The organism is Burkholderia territorii, from assembly GCF_902833055.1.
In the GTDB taxonomy this organism is placed as follows: Bacteria; Pseudomonadota; Gammaproteobacteria; order Burkholderiales; family Burkholderiaceae; genus Burkholderia; species Burkholderia territorii.
Map to the genome: position 1 here is coordinate 123,537 of NZ_CADFEJ010000003.1, position 21,617 is coordinate 145,153.

20 protein-coding genes are annotated in these 21,617 nt (G+C 67.4%); 13 read left to right on the forward strand and 7 right to left on the reverse strand.

Annotation, left to right across the window (positions count from 1 at the left end):
- Position 1 precedes the first annotated feature (1 nt).
- Genes HW466_RS07855 through HW466_RS07865 form a run of 3 tightly spaced genes read right to left on the reverse strand, consistent with a single transcriptional unit; the run spans position 2 to position 2,298 of the window.
- On the reverse strand, positions 2 to 394 hold the full coding sequence (locus HW466_RS07855) for an OsmC family protein (RefSeq protein ID WP_059546284.1): 393 nt from the start codon (positions 392 to 394) through the stop codon (positions 2 to 4).
- A 52-nt stretch (positions 395 to 446) separates the two neighbouring features.
- Positions 447 to 2,027 carry a cation:proton antiporter gene (locus HW466_RS07860; RefSeq protein ID WP_174905453.1) on the reverse strand — a complete coding sequence of 527 codons (1,581 nt, stop codon included), beginning with the start codon at positions 2,025 to 2,027 and terminating at the stop codon, positions 447 to 449.
- 10 nt (positions 2,028 to 2,037) lie between these two features.
- Positions 2,038 to 2,298 carry a DUF1427 family protein gene (locus tag HW466_RS07865; RefSeq protein ID WP_151006459.1) on the reverse strand — a complete coding sequence of 87 codons (261 nt, stop codon included), beginning with the start codon at positions 2,296 to 2,298 and terminating at the stop codon, positions 2,038 to 2,040.
- A gap of 282 nt (positions 2,299 to 2,580) precedes the next feature.
- On the opposite strand from HW466_RS07865, the gene HW466_RS07870 reads away from it, so the two are divergent.
- Positions 2,581 to 3,267: a hydrolase gene (locus HW466_RS07870; RefSeq protein WP_059449299.1), complete on the forward strand. Its 687-nt coding sequence runs from the start codon at positions 2,581 to 2,583 to the stop codon at positions 3,265 to 3,267.
- 18 nt (positions 3,268 to 3,285) lie between these two features.
- On the opposite strand, the gene HW466_RS07875 is transcribed toward HW466_RS07870, so the two are convergent.
- Positions 3,286 to 4,209 carry a LysR family transcriptional regulator gene (locus HW466_RS07875; protein WP_059506192.1) on the reverse strand — a complete coding sequence of 308 codons (924 nt, stop codon included), beginning with the start codon at positions 4,207 to 4,209 and terminating at the stop codon, positions 3,286 to 3,288.
- Positions 4,210 to 4,296: 87 nt separating this feature from the next.
- On the opposite strand from HW466_RS07875, the gene HW466_RS07880 reads away from it, so the two are divergent.
- From HW466_RS07880 to HW466_RS07905, 6 genes are read left to right on the forward strand one after another with little or no spacing between them, the layout of a single operon-like run.
- Positions 4,297 to 4,464, forward strand: a complete 168-nt coding sequence (locus HW466_RS07880; RefSeq protein WP_060348555.1) for a DUF1427 family protein — start codon at positions 4,297 to 4,299, stop codon at positions 4,462 to 4,464.
- A gap of 19 nt (positions 4,465 to 4,483) precedes the next feature.
- Positions 4,484 to 6,373, forward strand: a complete 1,890-nt coding sequence (locus HW466_RS07885; RefSeq protein WP_174905452.1) for an amidohydrolase — start codon at positions 4,484 to 4,486, stop codon at positions 6,371 to 6,373.
- A gap of 1 nt (position 6,374) precedes the next feature.
- Complete coding sequence (locus HW466_RS07890; protein ID WP_174905451.1) at positions 6,375 to 6,821, forward strand: DoxX family protein; 447 nt, start codon at positions 6,375 to 6,377, stop codon at positions 6,819 to 6,821.
- Between the two features lie 53 nt (positions 6,822 to 6,874).
- A complete protein-coding gene (locus HW466_RS07895; RefSeq protein ID WP_151007107.1) occupies positions 6,875 to 7,789 on the forward strand; it encodes a VOC family protein in 915 nt (304 codons plus the stop codon).
- Positions 7,786 to 8,484: a YoaK family protein gene (locus HW466_RS07900; RefSeq protein ID WP_174905450.1), complete on the forward strand. Its 699-nt coding sequence runs from the start codon at positions 7,786 to 7,788 to the stop codon at positions 8,482 to 8,484. Before HW466_RS07895 ends, HW466_RS07900 begins: the two co-directional genes overlap by 4 nt.
- Positions 8,481 to 9,971 (forward strand): alginate export family protein, encoded by a 1,491-nt coding sequence (locus tag HW466_RS07905; protein WP_151006477.1) that lies wholly within the window; start codon positions 8,481 to 8,483, stop codon positions 9,969 to 9,971. The genes HW466_RS07900 and HW466_RS07905 overlap by 4 nt, the downstream gene beginning before the upstream one ends.
- A 104-nt stretch (positions 9,972 to 10,075) precedes the next feature.
- Here the strand turns inward: HW466_RS07905 and HW466_RS07910 are convergent, their stop codons facing one another.
- Complete coding sequence (locus HW466_RS07910; RefSeq protein ID WP_059448250.1) at positions 10,076 to 11,662, reverse strand: acid phosphatase; 1,587 nt, start codon at positions 11,660 to 11,662, stop codon at positions 10,076 to 10,078.
- A 221-nt stretch (positions 11,663 to 11,883) separates the two neighbouring features.
- On the opposite strand from HW466_RS07910, the gene HW466_RS07915 reads away from it, so the two are divergent.
- The 3 genes from HW466_RS07915 to HW466_RS07925 all read left to right on the forward strand — a co-directional run bounded on the left by HW466_RS07915 (position 11,884) and on the right by HW466_RS07925 (position 14,223).
- Positions 11,884 to 13,242 (forward strand): cytochrome-c peroxidase, encoded by a 1,359-nt coding sequence (locus HW466_RS07915; protein WP_174905449.1) that lies wholly within the window; start codon positions 11,884 to 11,886, stop codon positions 13,240 to 13,242.
- A gap of 112 nt (positions 13,243 to 13,354) precedes the next feature.
- On the forward strand, positions 13,355 to 13,741 hold the full coding sequence (locus HW466_RS07920; RefSeq protein WP_059503007.1) for a hypothetical protein: 387 nt from the start codon (positions 13,355 to 13,357) through the stop codon (positions 13,739 to 13,741).
- 11 nt (positions 13,742 to 13,752) lie between these two features.
- Positions 13,753 to 14,223, forward strand: coding sequence for an NUDIX hydrolase (locus HW466_RS07925; RefSeq protein WP_059503009.1), 471 nt, complete (start codon positions 13,753 to 13,755; stop codon positions 14,221 to 14,223).
- Positions 14,224 to 14,352: 129 nt separating this feature from the next.
- On the opposite strand, the gene HW466_RS07930 is transcribed toward HW466_RS07925, so the two are convergent.
- Entirely contained in the window at positions 14,353 to 16,062 is a 1,710-nt protein-coding gene (locus tag HW466_RS07930) for a glutamine--tRNA ligase/YqeY domain fusion protein (protein WP_151006303.1), read from the reverse strand.
- A gap of 252 nt (positions 16,063 to 16,314) precedes the next feature.
- Here HW466_RS07930 and HW466_RS07935 point away from each other — a divergent pair, with 252 nt between their 5' ends.
- Together HW466_RS07935 and HW466_RS07940 are read left to right on the forward strand one after the other, a co-directional pair.
- Positions 16,315 to 16,524: an ornithine acetyltransferase gene (locus HW466_RS07935; protein ID WP_006497729.1), complete on the forward strand. Its 210-nt coding sequence runs from the start codon at positions 16,315 to 16,317 to the stop codon at positions 16,522 to 16,524.
- 172 nt (positions 16,525 to 16,696) lie between these two features.
- Positions 16,697 to 17,245: an RBBP9/YdeN family alpha/beta hydrolase gene (locus HW466_RS07940; protein WP_151004742.1), complete on the forward strand. Its 549-nt coding sequence runs from the start codon at positions 16,697 to 16,699 to the stop codon at positions 17,243 to 17,245.
- A 98-nt stretch (positions 17,246 to 17,343) separates the two neighbouring features.
- Here HW466_RS07940 and HW466_RS07945 read toward each other — a convergent pair whose 3' ends face one another.
- The gene (locus tag HW466_RS07945; protein WP_059791545.1) at positions 17,344 to 18,564 is read right to left on the reverse strand and encodes a CaiB/BaiF CoA transferase family protein; all 1,221 of its coding nucleotides are present in this window, start codon (positions 18,562 to 18,564) and stop codon (positions 17,344 to 17,346) included.
- 239 nt (positions 18,565 to 18,803) lie between these two features.
- Here HW466_RS07945 and alaS point away from each other — a divergent pair, with 239 nt between their 5' ends.
- The gene (gene alaS / locus HW466_RS07950) at positions 18,804 to 21,428 is read left to right on the forward strand and encodes an alanine--tRNA ligase (protein WP_060120389.1); all 2,625 of its coding nucleotides are present in this window, start codon (positions 18,804 to 18,806) and stop codon (positions 21,426 to 21,428) included.
- Positions 21,429 to 21,617 lie beyond the last annotated feature (189 nt).

Below are 21,617 nucleotides of genomic sequence, written 5' to 3' on the forward strand. Positions count from 1 at the left end.
ATCAGGCGATGGCCGTATCGATCGCGATCGGGTGCGTGAGGATCTTGTGCACCGGGCACGCGTTCGCGATCTGCAGCAGGCGCTCGCGCTGTTCGTCGGTCAGGTCGCCGTCGAGCGTGATGCGGCGCACGATCGTGCTGCCCGCGCTGCCCGCTTCGTGCGCGAGCTTCACGTGCACTTCGGCCAGCGGCCAGCCCTTGCGTTGCGCATACATCTTCAGCGTGATCGCGGTGCAGGCGCCGAGGCTCGACAGCAGCAGCGCGACGGGCGTCGGTGCGGTATCGCCGCCGCCGAGCGACGCCGGTTCGTCGGCGCGCCACTGATGCACGCCGTCGGTGAAATGGACCAGGTAATCGACGGAGCCGATGCTCGCTTCGACGGACAGTTCGCTCATTGCAATTCCATGTGGGGGAGGGGAAGACGGGCCGGCCGGGCATGGCCGGACGTCACGGTTCGAGCAGGCGCTGCAGCCTCAGTTCCTCGAAATCCAGCTCGGATTCTATGCGGTGCAACACCGCGTCGTCGACGCGGCCGTCGCGATGCAGGTCGAGCAGCGCGTCGCGCGACACGCCGACCAGCTCGAGCTCGACGCGCAGCATCCGCGCGCGCACGTCCGCCGGCTCCGCGCCGTCGCGGTGCGCGCGTTCGTTGAACGCGACGCGGCTGCGATATTCGGTCAGCAGCCGGTCGAGCGATGCGCGTTCGAGGCCCGAGCCGCGCTGCCCGCGCGCATCGAGCTCGGCGAGCGCCGCGCCGAACGTGGCTGCGCGCACCGCGTGCTCGGACATCGTGTGCCGCGCGGCCGGGCGCAGCTTCAGCACACGGATCAGCGGCGCGAGCGTGCCGCCTTGCACGACGAGCGTCGCGATGATCAGCAGGAACGTGCTGAACAGGATCAGGTCGCGCCCGGGGAAATTGCTCGGCAGCGCGATCGCGGCCGCGAGGCTCACGACGCCGCGCATGCCGGACCAGCCGAGCACGACGGCCTCGCGCCACGACCACGGCGCGTGGCCCGCTCGCGGCGCGCGCAGGCGGCCCGGCAGCCACATCGCGACGAACACCCAGACGACGCGCGCGGCGATCGCGGCGGCCGTCGCCGGCAGCGCGACGCGCAGGCCGGCCATCAGCACCGCGCCTTCGTGGTTCACGCGCGCGAGGATCGCATGCAGCGCGAGGCCGATCAGGATGAACACGAGCGCGTCGAGCACGAACACGATCGCTTCCCAGGTCGCCTTCGCCTTGATCCGCATGTCGGCGTCGAACACGCGATGTTGACGCACGCCGAGCACGAGGCCGCAGGTCACGACCGACAGCACGCCGGAGCCGTGCACGGCTTCCGCGATGCCGTAGCTGCCCCACGCCATCGCGAAGGTCACGACGATGCCGAGCATCGGCTCGCGCAGGCGTTGCAGCACCCAGCACATCGCATGGCCGCATGCGAGACCGATCGCGATGCCGATCAGCGTGAGCGAGAAGAACAGGCCGGTCGCGCTAGCAGTCGTGATCGTGACGGCGAGCGCGGCCGAAACGGCCATTTGATACAGCAGCAGGCCCGACGCATCGTTGACGAGGCTTTCGCCCTCGAGCACCGCGACGAGCCGCGCGGGTAGCGGATGGCGTTGCAGGATCGCCTTCGCGGCGACCGCATCGGGCGGCGACACGATCGCGCCGAGCGTGAAGCATGCGGCCCACGGCAGCGACGGATCGGCCGCATGCACGGCGAGCGCGACCGCAACCGTCGTGAATGCCACCGCGCCGAGCGCGAGCGATGTGATCGAGCCGAGCTCGCGCCGGAATTCCTTCCATGCCGTGTAGAAGCCGCTCGACATCAGCAGCGGCGGCAACACGGCTGCGAGGAGCAGCGCCGGGTCCATGTCGGGCACGCCCTTGCCGGCGACGGCCACCACGCAGCCGCCGAGCAGCAGCACGACGGCCGGCGGAATCGAGATGCGCTCGGCGATCCACGTCAGCGCGCCCGCGGCGCAGATCAACAGCAGCAGGTAGTGAAACAGTTCGACGTTGGTCATGAGCCTGGCGTCACGACGGTTTGCGGTCGTTCGCGGCACCGCCCGGCAGCGCGCCGAACATGTGCTGACTGCATTGTGCATCGCGCCATGCGGTATTCAGCCGATAGCCGGCCAGCATCCGGCGCGCGAGCGGCAGGATCTGTTCGCCGGCCAGCATGCCGAGCAGGCCGAGGAGCGCGATGATCGGCGGCGCCGGCGAATCCACGCCGAGCGCGCCGTAGATGACGCCGGCGAGGACGCCTGCGAACAGCGACAGAAGATACGGTTTCATCATGAAAATCTCTCGTGACGGGCCGATCGGGGCGCGGGGCGCGCCTTGGACGTGCTCGAAGCGTATCGGGTTTACGTGTGGAACAAAAGGGCGGATGGCCGCTGGAGAGCCCCGTCGTCCGGAATTCGATCGATTCCATTTGTTGGATGTTCGAACGGCGGCTTTTCCGATTAAATGGCTGCAACCGGAACACGCAGATCCGGGGCAACGCACAGTCGGCTACTCCCGGTTTCCGGTCGAGGCAAGCCTCACACGTTTCCTGTCCAAAGGATGATTCGCGCCATGAGCAACCCGAAGCTTGAAGTCCTCACTCCCCAGAACAGCCAGTTGATCTTCATCGACCAGCAGCCGCAGATGGCATTCGGCGTGCAGTCGATCGATCGCCAGACGTTGAAGAACAACGTCGTCGGACTCGCCAAGGCCGCGAAGGCGTTCAATATCCCGACCACGATCACCACCGTCGAAAGCGAGAGCTTCTCCGGCTTCACCTATCCCGAACTGCTCGACGTGTTCCCGAACCAGAAGACGCTCGAACGCACGTCGATGAACTCGTGGGACGACCAGAAGGTGCGCGATGCGCTGGCCGCGAACGGCCGCAAGAAAGTGATCGTGTCGGGTCTGTGGACCGAAGTCTGCAACACGACGTTCGCACTCAGCGCGATGCTCGAAGGCGATTACGAAATCTACATGGTCGCCGATGCGTCGGGCGGCACGTCCAAGGACGCGCACGACTTCGCGATGCAGCGGATGATCCAGGCCGGCGTCGTGCCGGTCACCTGGCAGCAGGTCGCGCTCGAATGGCAGCGCGACTGGGCGCGCCGCGACACGTACGACGCCGTGATGGCGGTCGCGAAGGAGCACTCGGGCGCGTACGGGATGGGCATCGACTACGCGTACACGATGGTTCACAAGGCGCCGCAACGCACCGCGACGCCGCACGAGTCGATCCCGGCCGTGCCGGCGAAGTAACGGCCGCGGGCCGCCCGTTCAGACGGGCGGCAGCGCCCACGGCGCGTGCGACAGATGTTCGACGAGGAAGTCGAGCAACGCCGTCACGCGTGCGGCACGCAGCATGCCGGGCGGTGTGACGAGGTTCAGGTTGATGTCGGCGATTTTCCAGTCGTGCATGACTTCCTCGAGCTCGCCGCTTTGCAGTGCGTCCCACACCAGGAACGTCGGCTGCAGCGCGAGACCGTGGCCTGCAATCAGCGCGGGGCAGATGACGTCGGCGTTGTTGGTGCGAATGCGGCCGCGCACGGGTATGCCGATTTCATCGTTCGACGCGGTGTGGCGAAAGCGCCAGTAGTCGGGTGTCGGGATGTTCGTGTAGGTCAGGCACACGTGCCGCTCGAGTTCGCTCGGATGGGTCGGCCGGCCATGCCGGTCGAGATACGCGGGCGATGCGACGAGCGGCCGGCGCACCGCGCAGAGACGGCGTGCGCGCAGCGAGGAGTCGTTGAGCTCGGCGATCCGGATCGCGACGTCGAAGCCGCCCGACACGATGTCGACGAAATGGTCGGTCAGCACGAGGTCGATGTCGACGCGCGGGTAGCGTTCGAGAAACGCGGGCAGCACCGGCGCCAGATGGTGCAGCCCGAACGACATCGGCGCGTTCACGCGCACGAGGCCGTGCGGTTCGAGCGCGTGCGCGGATGCTTCGCCCTCGATCAGCTCGGCGTCGGCGAGCAGCCGGATCGCGCGATCGCGCAGCAGTTCGCCGGTTGGCGTGAGCGACAGCTTGCGCGACGTGCGGTACAGCAACATCGCGCCGAGGCGCTTTTCAAGGCGCGCGATCGCTTTCGACACGGTCGGTTGCGTGATGCCGAGCAGGTCGGCGGCCTTGGCGAACGAACCGGTCTCCGCGACGCGCGCGAAGATGGCCCAGGCTTCGAGATCGGGAAGATGTTGCATGGCTGGAGACGGTGGCAGGAAAGCGGCGCGCGGCGCGCGGTGCCCGGGCGGCAATGCGGGACATTCTAATTCAGTCGGGAAGGGCGTATGGAATCGTATCTGACTTCATTGGGCGCCGGCGTGCTGGTCGGCGTCGTGTACAGCGTGATCAAGGTCCGCTCTCCCGCGCCGCCGCTGGTCGCGCTGGTCGGGCTGGCCGGCATGCTGATCGGCGTGGCGGCCGTCGCACCGGTCCGTCACTGGCTCGGTTTCTGATTGCATCGAGGACAAACTGATGAGCGCACCCGACATTCAACCGGATCTCATTCTGCACAACGGCCGCATCACGACCCTCGACCGCTCGAACCCCGTCGCGACCGCGGTGGCCATCGCGGCCGGCCGCTTCGTCGCGGTCGGCAGCGACGCGGACGTGATGCCGCTCGCGGGCCGCGCGACGAAGGTGGTCGACCTCGACGGCCGCGGCGTGCTGCCGGGCCTGATCGACAACCACTGCCACGTGATTCGCGGCGGCCTGAACTACAACATGGAGCTGCGCTGGGACGGCGTGCCTTCGCTCGCGGTCGCGATGGAGATGCTCAAGCGGCAGGTTGCCGTGACGCCCGCACCGCAGTGGGTGCGCGTGGTCGGCGGCTTCACCGAACATCAGTTCGTCGAGAAGCGCCTGCCCACGATCGACGAACTCAACGCAGCCGCGCCCGATACGCCGGTGTTCATCCTGCACCTGTACGATCGCGCGCTGCTGAACGCGGCCGCGCTGCGCGTGGTCGGCTATACGAAGGACACGCCCGAGCCGCCCGGCGGCACGATCCTGCGCGATGCGGCCGGCAACCCGACGGGCCTGCTGCTCGCAAACCCGAACGCGACGATCCTGTACGCGACGCTCGCGAAAGGGCCGAAGCTGCCGTTCGAGTATCAGTACAACTCGACGCGCCACTTCATGCGCGAGCTGAACCGGCTCGGCGTGACGGGCGTGATCGACGCGGGCGGCGGCTCGCAGAACTACCCGGACGATTACGAAGTGATCCGCAAGCTGCACGACGCGGGCGAGATGACGATCCGGATTGCTTACAACCTGTTCACGCAGAAGCCGAACGCCGAGAAGGAAGACTTCGTGAACTGGACGCAGAGCGTCAAGTATCACGACGGCACCGACTACTTCCGCAACAACGGCGCGGGCGAGATGCTGGTGTTTTCGGCGGCCGATTTCGAGGACTTCCGCGTCGCGCGCCCGGACTTGCCCGCGCAGATGGAGGACGATCTCGAAGGCGTCGTGCGCGTGCTCGCGCAGAACCGCTGGCCGTGGCGCATGCACGCGACCTACGACGAAACGATCAGCCGCGCGCTCGACGTGTTCGAGAAGGTCAACGAGGACATCCCGCTCGAAGGGCTGAACTGGTTCTTCGATCACGCGGAAACGATCTCCGAGCAATCGATGGACCGCATCGCCGCGCTCGGCGGCGGTGTCGCGGTGCAGCACCGGATGGCGTACCAGGGCGAATACTTCGTCGAGCGCTACGGCGCGCAGGCGGCGGAAGCCACGCCGCCGGTCGCGAAAATGCTCGCCAAGGGCCTGAAGGTGTCGGCCGGCACCGACGCGACGCGCGTGGCGTCGTACAACCCGTGGGTGTCGCTCGCATGGCTGGTGACGGGCAAGACGGTCGGCGGCCTGCGGATGTACCCGCAGCGCAACCTGCTCGATCGCGAGACCGCACTGCGCATGTGGACGGAGTACGTGACGTGGTTCTCGAACGAGGAAGGCAAGAAGGGGCGCATCGCGGTCGGGCAGCTCGCCGACCTGGTGGTTCCGGATCGTGACTTCTTCGCATGCGCGGAAGACGATATCGCGGGCACGACCGCGCTGCTGACGGTGGTCGGCGGCAAGATCGTGTGGGGCGCGGGCCCGTTCGCGTCGCACGATGCGCCGATTCCGCCGGCGATGCCGGACTGGTCGCCGGTGCGCGAGTACGGCGGCTATGGCGGCTGGGGCGCGACGCAGCGCAGCGGCGCGCCGCTGCAACGGGCGGCGGCGGCCGCGATGTGCGGCTGCGCGAACGCCTGCAACGTGCACCAGCACGCGCATGCGAGCGCGTGGGGCAGCGCGTTGCCGACGTCGGACGCGAAGGGCTTCTGGGGCGCGTTCGGTTGCTCGTGCTGGGCGATCTGACATGTCGACGCGCAACGTCCATGGCAACCCGGCGTGGGTCCGCTTGCTGTTGTCGCAGCCGTGGATCCTGCCGCTCACGCGTCTCGCGTTGGTGTCAGCCTATCTGGTCGGTGGCATCGCTAAAGCACTCGACTTCAATGGCGCGGTGGCCGAGCAGGCGCATTTCGGGCTGCAGCCGGCCGCGCTGTGGGCTGCACTGGCGGTGGTGGTCGAGATCGCCGGCTCGCTCTGCGTGGTGTTTCGCCGCTTCACGTGGCTCGGTGCCGGCAGCCTCGGCATGCTGACGCTCGTCGCGATGCTGGTGGCGAACGACTTCTGGAACCAGACGGGCACCGCGCACTTCATGGCGCTCAACAGCTTCTTCGAGCATCTGGGCCTGATTGCGGCGCTCGTGCTTGCTACCGTGCTCGACGACGCACGGGATCCGGCCGGCGACAGCCGCGGGTAACCGCGATCGCCCGAGCCGCCGTACCATTTGATGAAACAACAAGGACATCCATGATGAAAATTCTTCGTTCCGCGTTGCTGGCGCTTGCGCTTGCCAGCGGCTTCGTCGCCGCGCCTGCCGCGTTCGCGAAACCGCCCGTGCCGCCGGCCGTCGCACCCACGGTGGCCGTCGGCCCGCAATACGACACGACGCACGTGTGCGTGGCGCCGGAGGACTTCGACCGCTTCACCGACAGCTTCGTCGCTACCTTCGGCGGCAGCAAGTCGAAGCAGGGCGTGTTCCAGGTCACGCCGACACCGAGCCAGACGATGTCGCAGCTCGTGTTGACGCCGGTCGGCACGATCTCCGTGTTCGGCTTCAAGACACCGGTCCCGTATCCGTTCTGCACGGAGCGCACCGGCTATCTCGTCACGGGCATGGACGTCGCCGTGAAGTCGGCGCGCGAGCACGGCGCCGACGTGATCGTCGACACGTTCCCGGATCCCATCGGCCGCGATGCGATCATTGCGTGGGCGGGCGGCGTGAAGATGCAGCTCTACTGGCATACCCAGGCGCCGCACTACGAAGCGCTGCAGACGATTCCCGAGAACCGCGTCTACGTGTCGCCGCAAACCGTACGCAAGTTCGTGCACGACTTCGTCAAGTTCTCGAAGGGCAAGGTGGTGTCGGATAACCTGAAGGCGCCGGGCATCGAGATCGGCCGGCCGAACGATACGTACCGCCGCATCCGCATCGACTCGGGTTTCGGCAAGATGACCGTGCTCGTGACCGACGGCCATCTGCCTTACCCGTTCGGGCGCGAGATGACCGGCTACGAAGTGCCCGATCTTGCGGCGACGCTGAAGAAGGCCGAAGCCGCGGGCGCGACCGTGCTCGTGCCGCCGTTCACCGCGGACGGCCGCGACGCTGCACTCGTGCAGTTCCCGGGCGGCTACGTCGCCGAAATCCACGCGAGCGCGACGCGATGAAGCACGAAGACACGATCCTTGCCGCGGTGGCCGGCTTCGTCGACACGCTGAGCTTCGTCGCGCTGTTCGGGCTGTTCACCGCACACGTGACCGGTAACTTCGTGCTGATCGGCGCGGGCACCGCGGGCTTCGGCCAGGGTGTCGTGCTGAAGCTCAGCGTGTTCCCCGCGTTCGTGTGCGGCGTGATCGCGAGCAGCCTGATCGCGCGGTCGATGTCCGGCCGGCCCGCGTGGCAGGGTGCGCGCGCGCTGCACGCGGTGCAGGCCGTGCTGCTGCTCGGCTTCTGCGCGGCGGGCGTATGGGCGACGCCCGTCACGCAGCCCGACGCGTTGCCGGCGCTCGTGGCCGGCATCGTCGGCACGTTCGCGATGGGCGTGCAGAACGCGCATCCGCGCGTGATTTCGCGTGCGGGCGGCGTGCCGAACACGGTGATGACGGGCAACGTGACGCAGGCGATCCTCGACGCCGTCGATCTGCTGTCGGCCGGCACGCCCGATACCGCACGCGCGGCGGCGCGCGCGCGCTTCGGCAAGATGCTGCCGGCGATCGTCGCGTTCGCGCTCGGTGCGATGGGCGGTGCGCTCGGGTTCCGCCAGGTCGGATTCCTGGCGCTGCTCGTACCCGTCGGCGCGCTCGCGATGCTTGCACTGTGTGCGGCGCGAGCCGCCGGACCTGCCACGCAGGAGCGTGCATGATCGCGCGGGAGCGGCGCAGGCGACGAAGCGGCCACGGCGGCGGCTTCGAGCGGGCCGCGCGCGCGTCGATCGTCGCGGGCCTGCTGTTCGCGGGTGCAGACGCGGCGGTCGCGCAAACGCCGGCGAGTTCGATGTCTTCATCGACGCCCGGTGACGGCACCGCGTCGGCCTGCACGGCGAAGCGGCCGACGGTGCTGTTCAATCGGTGGCAGGAAGACTGGTCGGTGCTCGCGAATCGATGCGTGCCGCGCGCGCCGCTCGACGCACTGAAATACATCCCGCTCGGCAACGATCCGGCCTCCTATCTGTCGCTGGGCGTGAACCTGCGCGAGCGGCTGGAGACCAACGACGCGCCGCTGTTCGGGATCGGCTCCGCGCAATCGGATACGTACGTGATCCAGCGCGTCGAAGTGCATGCCGATGCGCATCTGGGCCAGCACTGGCAGTTCTTCGTGCAGCTGCAGGACGACCGCGCATTCGGCAAGAACACGATCTCGCCGGTCGACAAGAACCCGCTCGATCTCGAACAGGCGTTCGCGACCTACACGGGCGCGCTCGGTGGCGGCACGTTCAAGTTCCGCGTCGGCCGGCAGGAAATGGCGTTCGACTTGCAGCGCTTCATCGCGACGCGCGACGGTCCGAACGTGCGGCAGGCGTTCGATGCCGTGTGGGCCGACTACGAATATCAAAAGTGGCGCTTCATCGCGTATGCGACGCAGCCCGTGCAGAACCGCACGATGTCCGCGTTCGATGACGTGTCGAATCGCGACCTCACGTTCAGCGGCGTGCGCTTCGAGCGGCAGTCGGTCGGGCCGGGCGACCTGTCGGGCTACTGGTCGCGCTACAACCGCAGCAATGCACGCTTCCTCGACGCGAGCGGCCCCGAGCATCGCGACGTGTGGGACGTTCGCTACACGGGCACGCGGGGCCGCTTCGACTGGGATCTCGAAACGATGCTGCAGACCGGCACGCTCGGCAATGCGACGATCGGCGCGTGGGCCGTCGGCTCGATCGCGGGCTACAAGCTCGACGCGCCGTGGTCGCCGCGTATCGCGCTGCAGGTGGACGCGGCATCGGGCGACCGGCATCCGCACGACGGCCGCGTCGGCACCTTCAATCCGCTGTTTCCGAACGGCTATTACTTCACGCTCGCCGGCTATACGAGTTACGCGAACCTGATTCACGTGAAGCCGTCCGTGACGCTGAAGCCGTCGTCGAACCTGTCGCTGCTCGGCGCGCTCGGTTTCCAGTGGCGCGAGACGACCGGCGACGCCGTCTATCAGCAGCCGAATGTCGCGGTGCCCGGCACGGCAGGCAAGGGCGGTCTGTGGACGGGGATGTACGTGCAGCTACGCGCGGACTGGACGATCGCCGCGAACCTGATCGGCTCGATCGAGGCCGTGCACTTCCAGGTCGGCGACACGATCCGGCAGGCGGGCGGGCACAACGCTGACTACGCGGGTATCGAGCTGAAGTACGGCTGGTGACGCGGCCGCACGGCAGCGCGCGTGCATGAAAAAAGGGCGACCCGGCGGGTCGCCCTTCGCTCGTTCGGGCCGGCAGCGCGGCCGGCCCGTTCGCCGCGATGCCGTTACAGGTTCGGCGACAGCGTGAGCGCGTTCGTCAGGTCGCCCATCGGCTGCGCGCCGTTCGCCTTCAACGCGTCGTCGCGCTGCTGCAGGCCCGCGAGGCGCGGCAGCGAGAAGCGGCGCGTGATGAAGCGCAGGATCGAACCCGTGTCGTACTGCGTATGGTCGACGAAACCCTTCTTCGCGAACGGCGACACGATCAGCGCCGGGATGCGGGTGCCCGGGCCCCAGCGATCGCCGCTCGGCGGCGCGGCGTGATCCCAGAAGCCGCCGTTTTCGTCATACGTGACGACCACGACCATGTTCTTCCACTGCGGGCTGGCCTGCAGGTGCGCGATTACGTCGGCGATGTGCTGGTCGCCCGAGGTGACGTCCGTATAGCCCGGGTGCTCGTTCAGGTTGCCCTGCGGCTTGTAGAACGTGACTTGCGGCAGCGTGCCCGCATCGATCGCCTTGATGAATTCGGCGCCGTTCGCGCCGCCGTCGAGCAGGTGCTGCGCGCGGCTCGCGGTGCCCGGTGCCTGGTTCGCGTAGTAGTTGAACGGCTGATGGTGCGGCTGGAAGTTCGGCGTCGACAGGTCGGCGCCGTAGATCACGTTCGACGTGCCGTTCTGGCTCGCCTGCAGCGCCTGGCCCCACGCGCCGCCGTACCATGCCCACGATACGTTTGCGTTGGTCATCAGGTCGCCGATGTTGGTCGCCGTCTGCGGCGGCATCGTCGACGGATTGGCCGGGTCGGCGAGCAGCGGGTCGCCGCCCGTGGCGGCCTTGTTGCCGCTCGGCTGGTACGCCGGCTGCATCGTGTTGACGCCGTAGAAGTCCGGCGTCAGCGCGCCGTCGTTGACGAACTTCGGCGGGCCGCTCAGCGCGGATGCGGGCGAGTTCGCGGCGACCTTCAGCGACTTGCCGTCGGCATTCAGGACTGCGATCTTGCCGGCCGCCGGGCTCTTGTCGGCGTTCGGGTAGTAGGGCGCGCATGCGCAGATCAGATACTGGTGGTTCAGGAACGAGCCGCCGAACGCGCCCATGAAGAAGTTGTCGGCGAGCACGTATTGCTGCGCGATTTTCCACAGCGGCAGCTTCGACGGATCCGGCGTGTAGTGGCCCATCGTCAGGCCGCCCGCATCGGTCCATGCGGCGTACATGTCGTTCTTGCCGCCGTCGATCTGCATCTGGTCCTGATAGAAGCGGTGCACGATGTCGCGCGTCGCGATGCTCATCGACTGGTTGAAGCCGTTCGGATCGTCGATCGCGAACGGTGCGTTCGGCAGGTTCGCCGTCATCGCTTCGGTGACCGCCGGCGTGATGCCGGTCGCGGTCAGGCCGCCCCAGATCTTCGGCAGCGTTGCCATCGTCGAGCCATCGCGATCCTTCTGCACCGAATTCGCGGCCGTTGCGTTCTGCAGGCCATTCGCGCCCGGGAAGTTGCCGTAGAGGTTGTCGAAGCTGCGGTTTTCCGCATAGATCACGACGACGTTCTTCACGGCCGACAGGCCTTGCTGCGTGACGTCGTCGCCGCCGCAGGCGGTCAGGCTGAGCGCGGCCGCGAGCGCGATCGGCGTGTAGCGAATCCAGGCGTGCTTCTTCATGCGATGTTCTCTCTTTCGTCGTTAGTCGCGTGTGGGAACCGGGTTGTCGTCGGGCCGGCGCGGGAGCCATGGGGCACCGACCGGCTGCGCGCATTATCTGGAACCCGTTTGACAGCCGGGTGTAGGGGCGCTTTCAATTGACTGTCGGTCGAACGTCATGCACCGGTCATGAAACTGACATAAGCTCCGGCCGATTGCCCACCGCTACTAGAAGAACGACGATGCACAGCCTTCTGAAATCCCTCGCGTTCGCGCGATCGTTGATCCCGGCCGCGGCGGCGCTCGCGCTCATCGGCGGCCTCGCGCCGCTCGCCGGTTGCGACGCGCGGCCCGATGCGAACGCGCAGGCGGCCTCGGTCGTGTCGGCGGCACAAGCAGCCCCGGCCGCCTCGGCCACCCCGGCCGTCGCGCCAGCCGGCCAGCCGCAAACGCGCGCGCAGGTATTCGAGGGCGTGAAGCAGATGACGGCGCTCGGCAAGCAGCTGTTCTTCGATCCGTCGCTGTCCGGCTCCGGCAAGCTCGCATGCGCGTCGTGTCACAGCGCCGAGCATGCGTTCGGCCCGCCGAATGCGCTGTCGGTGCAACTCGGCGGCGACGACATGCACCGCATGGGCTTTCGCGCGGTGCCGTCGCTGAAGTACGTACGCGGCATTCCGCCGTTCACCGAGCACTTCCACGATTCGCCCGACGAAGGCGACGAAAGCATCGATGCAGGCCCGACCGGCGGATTGACCTGGGACGGTCGCGTCGATACGCGCGATGCGCAGGCGCGCATTCCGCTCACGTCGCCGTTCGAGATGAGCAGCTCGCCGGCGCGCGTCGCGAAGGCGGTGCGTGCCGCGCCTTACGCCGACGCGTTTCGCAAGGCGTTCGGCGATCGCGTGCTCGGCGACGACCAGGCGACCTTCGGTGCAGTGCTGCGTGCGCTCGACGCATTCCAGCAGCAGCCGGCATTGTTCGATCCATACACGAGCAAGTACGACGCGTATCTGGCCGGCCGCGCACAGCTCACGCCCGCGGAGTTGCACGGGCTGCAATTGTTCAACGACGAGAAGAAGGGCAACTGCGCGAGCTGCCACGTGAGCCAGCGCACGCTCGAAGGCGGCCCGCCGCAGTTCAGCGATTTCGGCCTGATCGCGATCGCGGTGCCGCGCAACCGCGCGCTGCCGGTCAATCGCGATCCGCGCTTCCACGATCTCGGCGCGTGCGGCCCCGAGCGCACCGACCTGAAGGGCCGCGACGAATTCTGCGGGCTGTTCCGCACGCCGTCGCTGCGCAACGTCGCGTTGCGCAAGACGTTCTTCCACAACGGCGTGTATCACTCGCTCGAAGAGGTGATGCACTTCTACGTCGAGCGCGACATCCACCCGGAGAAGTTCTATCCGGTCGTGCACGGCAAGGTGCAGGTGTACGACGACCTGCCGAAGCGCTACTGGCCCAACATCAACCGCGAGCCGCCGTTCGACCGCAAGCGCGGCGACGCGCCCGCGCTGAACGAGGCCGAGATCAAGGACGTGATCGCGTTCCTGAACACGCTGACCGACGGATATCAGCCGGCGGCCACGACGGCGGCGCGCTAGAACGCGGTCGTTGCGGCACGCATGCTATGCTCGCTGGCTGACGGGCGTGGCGCGTGCCGGGCCGCCGGCCGCGCGCCACGCCGTTCGATCGAACATCCAAGGAGAACAACACATGTCGATGCGTGCATCCCTTTTCGTCGTCACGCGCGTGCTGGCCGGCGCCGCGTGCGCAGCCGCGATGCTGCCCGCCCACGCGCAAAACAACCTGGGCTTCCTGAGCGACACGCCGCTGAGCTACTTCAGCAAGACCGACCGCGCGTCGCTGGCCGAGGCCGTCGTGCAGGTGCGCGACGCGGGCAAGGACGGCGAGACCACGACGTGGCAGAGCAGCGGCCGCGGCACGCAGATCGACGCGAAGCTCACGCCGTCGACGTCCGAGAACGACGGCAAGACCTGCCGCGAGATCGCCACCGAAATTTCCGCGAAGGGCCAGACGATGACGCTCAAGCCCGTCTATTGCAAGACCGCCGCGGGCAAGTGGCAGCTGCAGAAGCGCTGAGCGCGCGAGCAATGAAGCGCAGCGGTGCGCCGCGCACGGTGTCGTGCGGCGTCGTGATACTCGATGGGGCAGGCCGCGTATTCCTCGCGCACGCGACGGATACCACGCACTGGGACATCCCGAAGGGGCAGGGCGAGCCCGGCGAATCGCCGGCCGAAGCCGCGCTGCGCGAGCTGCGCGAGGAAACCGGCATCGAGCTCGCAGCGGCGCGGCTGCTCGATCTGGGCCGCTTCGCCTACCGTCACGACAAGGACCTGCACCTGTTCGCGGTGCGGGTCGCGGACGGCGAGATCGATCCGGCGCACTGCACGTGCACGTCGCTGTTTCCGAGCCGTCGCGACGGCTCGCCGATCCCCGAGATGGATGCGTATCGCTGGACCGCGCCCGGCGACGTCGATGCGTATGCGAGCCGCAGTCTCGCGCGGCTGTTTCGCACCACGCTGCCGCTCGCGGATCTGCACCGGCGCCTGGCGAGCGCGTGAGCGCGGCCGCTTCGGTCCCGACGATCGCGACGATCCCGCGCGCGCAATGAAAAACCGGCCCGCAGGCCGGTTTTTTTATCGTCACGCGACGCCGGCCCTGGAGCCGCACGTCGCGCATCGAGCCGGCCGTCAGGCCGGCTTGCCCCAGCTGTCGCGCAGCCCGACGATCCGGTTGAACACGGGCTTGCCCGGTTTCGAATCGACGCGGTCGGCAACGAAATAGCCGTGACGCTCGAACTGGAGGCGCGTTTCCGGCGCAACGTCGCCGGCACCCGGTTCGACATAGGCCTGCGTGACCTTCTTCGAATCCGGGTTCAGCGCCTCGAGGAAGTTCGCGCCGCCTGCGTCCGGGTGCGGCTCCTTGAACAACCGGTCGTAGATCCGCACTTCGGCCGCCTGCGCGTGCTTCGCGCTGACCCAGTGGATGTTGCCCTTGACCTTGTAGTTGTTCGCGCCTTCGGTGCCCGACTTGCTGTCCGGGAAGTAGTTGCAGTGCACGGCCGTCACGTTGCCGTCGGCGTCCTTGTCGCAGCCCGTGCACTCGATCACGTAGCCGTAGCGCAGGCGCACCTTGTTGCCGGGGAACAGGCGGAAATAGCCCTTCGGCGGATTCTCGACGAAGTCCTCGCGTTCGATCCACAGCTCGCGCGAGATCGGGAACGTGCGCACGCCGCGCTCCGGGTGATGCGGATGCACGGGCGCCGTGCACGCTTCCTCGAGGTCTTCCGGATAGTTGTCGATCACGAGCTTGAGCGGATCGAGCACGGCGACCGAGCGCGGCGCCTTGTCGTCGAGGTCGTCGCGCAGCGCGCCTTCGAACACGCTCATGTCGATCCACGAATCGACCTTCGTCACGCCGATCCGCTCGCAGAACAGCTGGATGCTCTCCGGCGTGAAGCCGCGACGGCGGATCCCGACGATCGTCGGCATGCGCGGGTCGTCCCAGCCTTCGACGTGGCCTTCGGTGACGAGCTGCAGCAGCTTGCGCTTGCTGGTGATCGCATACGTGAGGTTCAGGCGCGAGAATTCGATCTGCTGCGGCAGCGGGCGCGTGAACACGCCGGCTTCCGCGAGTTCGTTCAGCACCCAGTCGTACAGCGGTCGATGATCCTCGAACTCGAGCGTGCACAGCGAGTGCGTGATGCCTTCGAGCGCATCCGAGATGCAGTGCGTGTAGTCGTACATCGGATACACGCACCATGCGTCGCCGGTGCGATAGTGGTGCGCATAGCGGATCCGGTAGATCACCGGGTCGCGCATGTTCATGTTCGGCGAAGCCATGTCGATCTTCGCGCGCAGCACGTGCTCGCCTTCCTTGAACTCGCCGGCCTTCATCCGGCGGAACAGGTCGAGGTTCTCCTCGGGCGAACGGTCGCGGAACGGCGACGGCTTGCCGCCTTCGGTCAGCGAGCCGCGGTTCGCGCGCATCTCCTCGGCGCTCTGGCTGTCGACGTATGCCTTGCCGCGCTGGATCAGCAACTCGGCGAATTCGTACAGCTTGTCGTAGTAGTCGCTCGCGAAATACTGGTGATCGACCGCATCCTTGCGCCAGTCGAAGCCGAGCCAGCGAACCGCGTCGACGATCGAGTCGACGTACTCGACGCTTTCCTTTTCCGGGTTCGTGTCGTCGAAGCGCAGGTGGCACACGCCGCCGTAGTCGCGCGCGACGCTGAAGTTCAGGCAGATGCTCTTCGCATGGCCGATGTGCAGATAGCCGTTCGGCTCGGGCGGAAAGCGTGTCTCGACGCGGCCGCCCCATTTGCCGGTGCGGTTGTCGTCGTCGATGATGTTGCGGATGAAGTTGGAAGCCGCGGGGGCGTCGTTGCGTTCGGTGCTCATGCGGTTGGCGTCAGGTTGTGTCGGCGCGTCGCGCCGGTTTAATCCCGTAATTCTACCTGACCGGGGTCCGTCCCGCGCGGGTTGCGCCACCGGGCGGGCGGTTCGCGGGGCGTGAGCGCAATATCTCGATTGTGTGTCGGCTGTAACACGACGTAAATCGGATTGCCGCGCGCATTCGGCTTTTCCTATGATGGCCTTACCGATTCAATGCCGCCATTCGCATTTTTTGCTGGCGGGAGGACATCAACAATCATGATGAAGAAGACCACTTTTCTCGTTCGCACCGCGGTGATCGTCGCGGCCCTGTCGCAACTCGGCGCATGCGCGATGACGCATACGCAACGCAACGCCGGCATCGGCGCGGCCGCGGGCGGCGCGCTCGGCTACCTGATCACGGGCGGCCCGGTCGGCACGGTTGCCGGCGCCGCGGCAGGCGGCCTGGTCGGCGCCGGCGTGCGCTGATCGAAGCCGGCGCGCATGAGCGCCGGCCGGGCGTGACGGCATCGCCGCCGCATCACGGCCCGTTCCTGCTCCGCACATCCATTCCGCGATTCGACAGGCAGCATCAGGGAGGAGCGGATGTGCGACACTTCGTCGACATCACACAACGACTTCAATCGTCGACGAATCCTTCATGAGCGACTCTATCGTTTTCGTGCTTCCGGGCTACGGCAATTCCGGCCCGCTCCACTGGCAAAGCCGTTGGGAGCGTGCCGACGCGCGCTTCGTGCGCGTCGCGATGCCCGACTGGGAGCGTGCATTCCGCAACGGCTGGTGTCTTGCGCTCGACCGCGCGGTCGAGGCCGCAGAGGGCCCCGTGACGATCGCCGCGCATAGCCTCGGCACGCTGACCACCGCGTGGTGGGCGACCCGCTACGCGCGGCCGGCCGCGCTCGCGAAGGTACGCGGCGCGTTGCTCGTGGCGTTGCCCGATCCGGCCGGCGCGGCGTTTCCGGCCGACGCACACGGTTTCGGGCCGGTGCCGCACGAACGCCTGCCGTTTCCGACCTGCGTCGTTGCAAGCAGCGACGATCCGTACGGCTCGCTCGCGTTCGCGCGCGGCTGTGCGCACGTGTGGGGCAGCGCGTTCCATGATCTCGGCCCGCGCGGCCACATCAACGCGGACAGCGGGCTCGGCGACTGGCCCGATGCGCGGGGCTGGCTCGATGCGCTCGCGCGCTAGCCGCTGACAACCGAACCATCGATCCACCGGCGTCCGCCTGCGCGCTGGCGCGCCGACACGTGCCGGGCAGGTACGGCGGCGCGCTCGTCCGGAACGATTCAGATCGCCTGCTTCGCCTTCAGCGCCGCAATCCGCGCGTCGTCGTAGCCGAGCATGTCGCGCAGCACGTCCACCGTCTGTGCGCCGAGCAGCGGCGGGGCGGTGTGTGCGTCGGGCGGTGTCGCGCTCATCCGGATCGGATTGCGCACGAGCTTCACGTCCGCGCCGCACGGGTGCGGCAGCGTCACCTGCATCCCGCGCGCGATCACCTGCTCGTTGTCGAACACCTCGTCGAGGTCGTTGATCGGCCCGCACGGCACGCCGGCCGCTTCGAGCGCGTCGATCCAGTCGGCCTTGGCGCGCGTCTTCACCATCTCCGCGAGGATCGGCACCAGCGTGTCGCGATGGCGCACGCGCGACGGGTTGGTCGCGAACCGTTCGTCGTCGGCCAGCTCGGGCCGCCCGCCGGCTTCGACGAACTTGCGGAACTGCCCGTCGTTGCCGACCGCGACGATGATCCAGCCGTCGCTCGTCTGGAACGTCTGGTACGGCACGATGTTCGGGTGCGCGTTGCCCCAGCGCACCGGCGGCTTGCCGCTCGCGAGGAAGTTGGTGTTCATGTTCGCGAGCAGCGCGACCTGCACGTCGAGCAGCGCCATGTCGATGTACTGGCCTTCACCCGTGCGGTCGCGGTGCGCGAGCGCGGCGAGCACCGCGATCGTCGAGTAGAGGCCCGTCGCGAGATCGGCGATCGCGACGCCGGCCTTCTGCGGGCCGCCGCCCGGCGCGCCGTCGCGCTCGCCGGTGATGCTCATGAAGCCGCCGATTCCCTGCACGATGAAGTCGTAGCCCGCGCGGTGCGCGTACGGGCCCGTCTGACCGAAGCCCGTGACCGAGCAGTAGACGAGATCGGCTTTCACCGCGCGCAGCGACGCGTAATCGAGCCCGTACTTCTTCAACTGCCCGACCTTGTAGTTCTCGAGCACGACGTCGCTCTGCGCGGCGAGTTCGCGCACGATCTGCTGGCCTTCGGGCGTCGCGATGTCGACCGTCACCGAGCGCTTGTTGCGGTTCGCCGCGAGGTAGTACGCGGCTTCCGCCGTATCGGCGCCGTTCGCGTCCTTCAGGTACGGCGGCCCCCAGTGGCGCGTGTCGTCGCCGGCGCCGGGGCGCTCGACCTTGATCACGTCCGCGCCGAAGTCGGCGAGCGTTTGCGCGCACCACGGGCCCGCGAGCACGCGGGTCAGGTCAAGCACGCGGATATGGCTCAGGGCACCCATCGTCGAATCGTCTCCTTTCATGGCTCGCCCGGCCGGGGCAAGGCGGATTGTCATGCCGAGCATCTTAAGGCGAATCGGTCGCGCGGGTGGCCCAGCGCGCTCGTCCGGCGCGCCGGGCCGCTGCCGTCTGGGGCGCCGGTCTGTATCGTATAATCGATCGTTTACGATATTTGCCCGCCGTGCGTCCGCGAGGACGGCCGGCGTTTGAAGCCGTCTCAGCCAGACATTCCCCGCACGCCATGAAAGCTGCCGAAATCCGCGAGAAATTCCTCAAATTCTTCGAATCGAAGGGCCACACGATCGTCCGCTCGTCGAGCCTCGTGCCCGGTAACGACCCCACGCTGATGTTCACGAACTCGGGCATGGTCCAGTTCAAGGACGTGTTCCTCGGCACGGACCCGCGTCCGTACTCGCGCGCCACCACGGCGCAGCGCAGCGTGCGCGCGGGCGGCAAGCACAACGACCTCGAGAACGTCGGCTACACGGCGCGCCACCACACGTTCTTCGAGATGCTCGGCAACTTCTCGTTCGGCGACTACTTCAAGCACGACGCGATCAAGTTCGCCTGGGAGCTGCTGACCACGGTCTACATGCTGCCGAAGGAAAAGCTGTGGGTCACCGTCTACCAGGAAGACGACGAAGCGTACGACATCTGGGCGAAGGAAGTCGGCGTGCCGACCGAGCGGATCATCCGCATCGGCGACAACAAGGGCGCGCGTTACGCGTCGGACAACTTCTGGACGATGGGCGACACGGGCCCGTGCGGCCCGTGCACGGAAATCTTCTACGACCACGGCCCGGACGTCTGGGGCGGCCCGCCGGGGTCGCCGGAAGAAGACGGCGACCGCTACATCGAGATCTGGAACCTCGTGTTCATGCAGTTCAACCGCGACGCGCAGGGCAACATGACGCGCCTGCCGAAGCAGTCGGTCGACACCGGCATGGGCCTCGAGCGCCTCGCCGCGGTGCTGCAGCACGTGCACAGCAACTACGAGATCGACCTGTTCCAGAACCTGATCAAGGCCGCCGCGCGCGTGACCGAAATCAGCGACCTGAACAACAACTCGCTGAAGGTGATCGCCGATCACATCCGCGCATGCTCGTTCCTGATCGTTGATGGCGTGATCCCCGGCAACGAAGGCCGCGGCTACGTGCTGCGCCGCATCGTGCGCCGCGCGATCCGCCACGGCTACAAGCTCGGCCGCAAGGGTTCGTTCTTCCACAAGCTGGTGGCCGACCTCGTCGCCGAGATGGGCGACGCGTACCCGGAACTGAAGGAAGCCGAACAGCGTGTCACGGACGTGCTGCGTCAGGAAGAAGAGCGCTTCTTCGAGACGATCGAGCACGGGATGTCGATCCTCGAGGCCGCGCTGGCGGATGTCGAGGCGAAGGGCGGCAAGGTGCTCGACGGCGAACTCGCATTCAAGCTGCACGACACGTACGGCTTCCCGCTCGACCTCACGGCCGACGTGTGCCGCGAGCGCGGGATGACGGTCGACGAGCCGGCGTTCGACGACGCGATGGCACGCCAGCGCGAGCAGGCGCGTGCGGCCGGCAAGTTCAAGGCCACGCAGGGCCTCGAATACTCGGGCGCGAAGACCACCTTCCACGGCTACGAGGAAATCGCGTTCGACGACGCGAAGGTCGTCGCGCTGTACGTCGACGGTTCGGCCGTCGACGAAGTGAAGCACGGCCAGGACGCGGTCGTCGTGCTCGACCACACGCCGTTCTATGCGGAATCGGGCGGCCAGGTCGGCGACCAGGGCGTGCTCGCGAATGCCGCCACGCGCTTCGCGGTGGCCGACACGCTGAAGGTGCAGGCCGACGTGATCGGCCACCACGGCACGCTCGAGCAGGGCACGCTCAAGGTCGGCGACGTGCTGCGCGCGGAAATCGACGCGCAGCGCCGCGCGCGCACGCAGCGCAACCACTCGGCGACCCACCTGATGCACAAGGCGCTGCGCGAAGTGCTCGGCGCGCACGTGCAGCAGAAGGGTTCGCTCGTCGATGCGGAGAAAACCCGCTTCGACTTCGCGCACAACGCGCCGATGACCGACGACGAAATCCGTCGCGTCGAGCAGATCGTCAACAATGAAATCCTCGCGAACGCGCCGGGCATCGTGCGCGTGATGCCGTACGACGAAGCGGTGAAGGGCGGCGCGATGGCGCTGTTCGGCGAAAAGTACGGCGACGAAGTGCGCGTGCTCGACCTCGGCTTCTCGCGCGAACTGTGCGGCGGCACGCACGTGCATCGCACTGGCGACATCGGTTTGTTCAAGATCGTCGTCGAAGGCGGTGTCGCGGCCGGCATTCGCCGCGTCGAGGCGATCACCGGCGACAATGCGGTGCGTTACGTGCAGGAGCTGGATGCGCGGATCAACGAAGCGGCAGCCGCGCTGAAGGCGCAGCCGTCGGAGCTCACGCAGCGTATCGCGCAGGTGCAGGACCAGGTGAAGTCGCTCGAGAAGGAGCTGGGCGCGCTGAAGTCGAAGCTCGCTTCGAGCCAGGGCGACGAGCTCGCGCAACAGGCGGTCGAAATCGGCGGCGTGTACGTGCTGGCCGCGACGCTCGACGGCGCGGATGCAAAGACGCTGCGCGAGACGGTCGACAAGCTGAAGGACAAGCTGAAGAGCGCGGCGATCGTGCTGGCGGCCGTCGAAGGCGGCAAGGTCAGCCTGATCGCGGGTGTCACGCAGGAGGCAAGCAAGAAGGTCAAGGCCGGCGAGCTCGTGAACTTCGTCGCGCAGCAGGTGGGCGGCAAGGGCGGCGGCCGTCCGGACATGGCGCAGGCAGGCGGCACCGAACCGGCGAACCTGCCGGGCGCGCTGGCAGGCGTCAAGGGCTGGATCGAACAGCGTCTTTGATCGTCATGGTGGGTGCGATGCGGTCTTTGACTGCATCGCATCACGGTGCGGTGCATCAAAATCAGCGACCCGATCGGTACGTGTGCCGATCGGGTCGTTTTGCGTATACGTCCGCTTGGGCGGTTGTTGCCCAAGTTTGCAATTCTTCACGAGAGTGGCGCGCCGGATTTCCCATTCGGCTATCTATTT

Coding starts and splice junctions, on each gene's coding strand:
- HW466_RS07855 (WP_059546284.1), bottom strand. CDS start 394: ATGAGCGAACTGTCCGTCGAAGCGAGCATCGGCTCCGTCGATTACCTG.
- HW466_RS07860 (WP_174905453.1), bottom strand. CDS start 2,027: ATGACCAACGTCGAACTGTTTCACTACCTGCTGCTGTTGATCTGCGCC.
- HW466_RS07865 (WP_151006459.1), bottom strand. CDS start 2,298: ATGAAACCGTATCTTCTGTCGCTGTTCGCAGGCGTCCTCGCCGGCGTC.
- HW466_RS07870 (WP_059449299.1), top strand. CDS start 2,581: ATGAGCAACCCGAAGCTTGAAGTCCTCACTCCCCAGAACAGCCAGTTG.
- HW466_RS07875 (WP_059506192.1), bottom strand. CDS start 4,209: ATGCAACATCTTCCCGATCTCGAAGCCTGGGCCATCTTCGCGCGCGTC.
- HW466_RS07880 (WP_060348555.1), top strand. CDS start 4,297: ATGGAATCGTATCTGACTTCATTGGGCGCCGGCGTGCTGGTCGGCGTC.
- HW466_RS07885 (WP_174905452.1), top strand. CDS start 4,484: ATGAGCGCACCCGACATTCAACCGGATCTCATTCTGCACAACGGCCGC.
- HW466_RS07890 (WP_174905451.1), top strand. CDS start 6,375: ATGTCGACGCGCAACGTCCATGGCAACCCGGCGTGGGTCCGCTTGCTG.
- HW466_RS07895 (WP_151007107.1), top strand. CDS start 6,875: ATGAAAATTCTTCGTTCCGCGTTGCTGGCGCTTGCGCTTGCCAGCGGC.
- HW466_RS07900 (WP_174905450.1), top strand. CDS start 7,786: ATGAAGCACGAAGACACGATCCTTGCCGCGGTGGCCGGCTTCGTCGAC.
- HW466_RS07905 (WP_151006477.1), top strand. CDS start 8,481: ATGATCGCGCGGGAGCGGCGCAGGCGACGAAGCGGCCACGGCGGCGGC.
- HW466_RS07910 (WP_059448250.1), bottom strand. CDS start 11,662: ATGAAGAAGCACGCCTGGATTCGCTACACGCCGATCGCGCTCGCGGCC.
- HW466_RS07915 (WP_174905449.1), top strand. CDS start 11,884: ATGCACAGCCTTCTGAAATCCCTCGCGTTCGCGCGATCGTTGATCCCG.
- HW466_RS07920 (WP_059503007.1), top strand. CDS start 13,355: ATGTCGATGCGTGCATCCCTTTTCGTCGTCACGCGCGTGCTGGCCGGC.
- HW466_RS07925 (WP_059503009.1), top strand. CDS start 13,753: ATGAAGCGCAGCGGTGCGCCGCGCACGGTGTCGTGCGGCGTCGTGATA.
- HW466_RS07930 (WP_151006303.1), bottom strand. CDS start 16,062: ATGAGCACCGAACGCAACGACGCCCCCGCGGCTTCCAACTTCATCCGC.
- HW466_RS07935 (WP_006497729.1), top strand. CDS start 16,315: ATGATGAAGAAGACCACTTTTCTCGTTCGCACCGCGGTGATCGTCGCG.
- HW466_RS07940 (WP_151004742.1), top strand. CDS start 16,697: ATGAGCGACTCTATCGTTTTCGTGCTTCCGGGCTACGGCAATTCCGGC.
- HW466_RS07945 (WP_059791545.1), bottom strand. CDS start 18,564: ATGGGTGCCCTGAGCCATATCCGCGTGCTTGACCTGACCCGCGTGCTC.
- alaS (WP_060120389.1), top strand. CDS start 18,804: ATGAAAGCTGCCGAAATCCGCGAGAAATTCCTCAAATTCTTCGAATCG.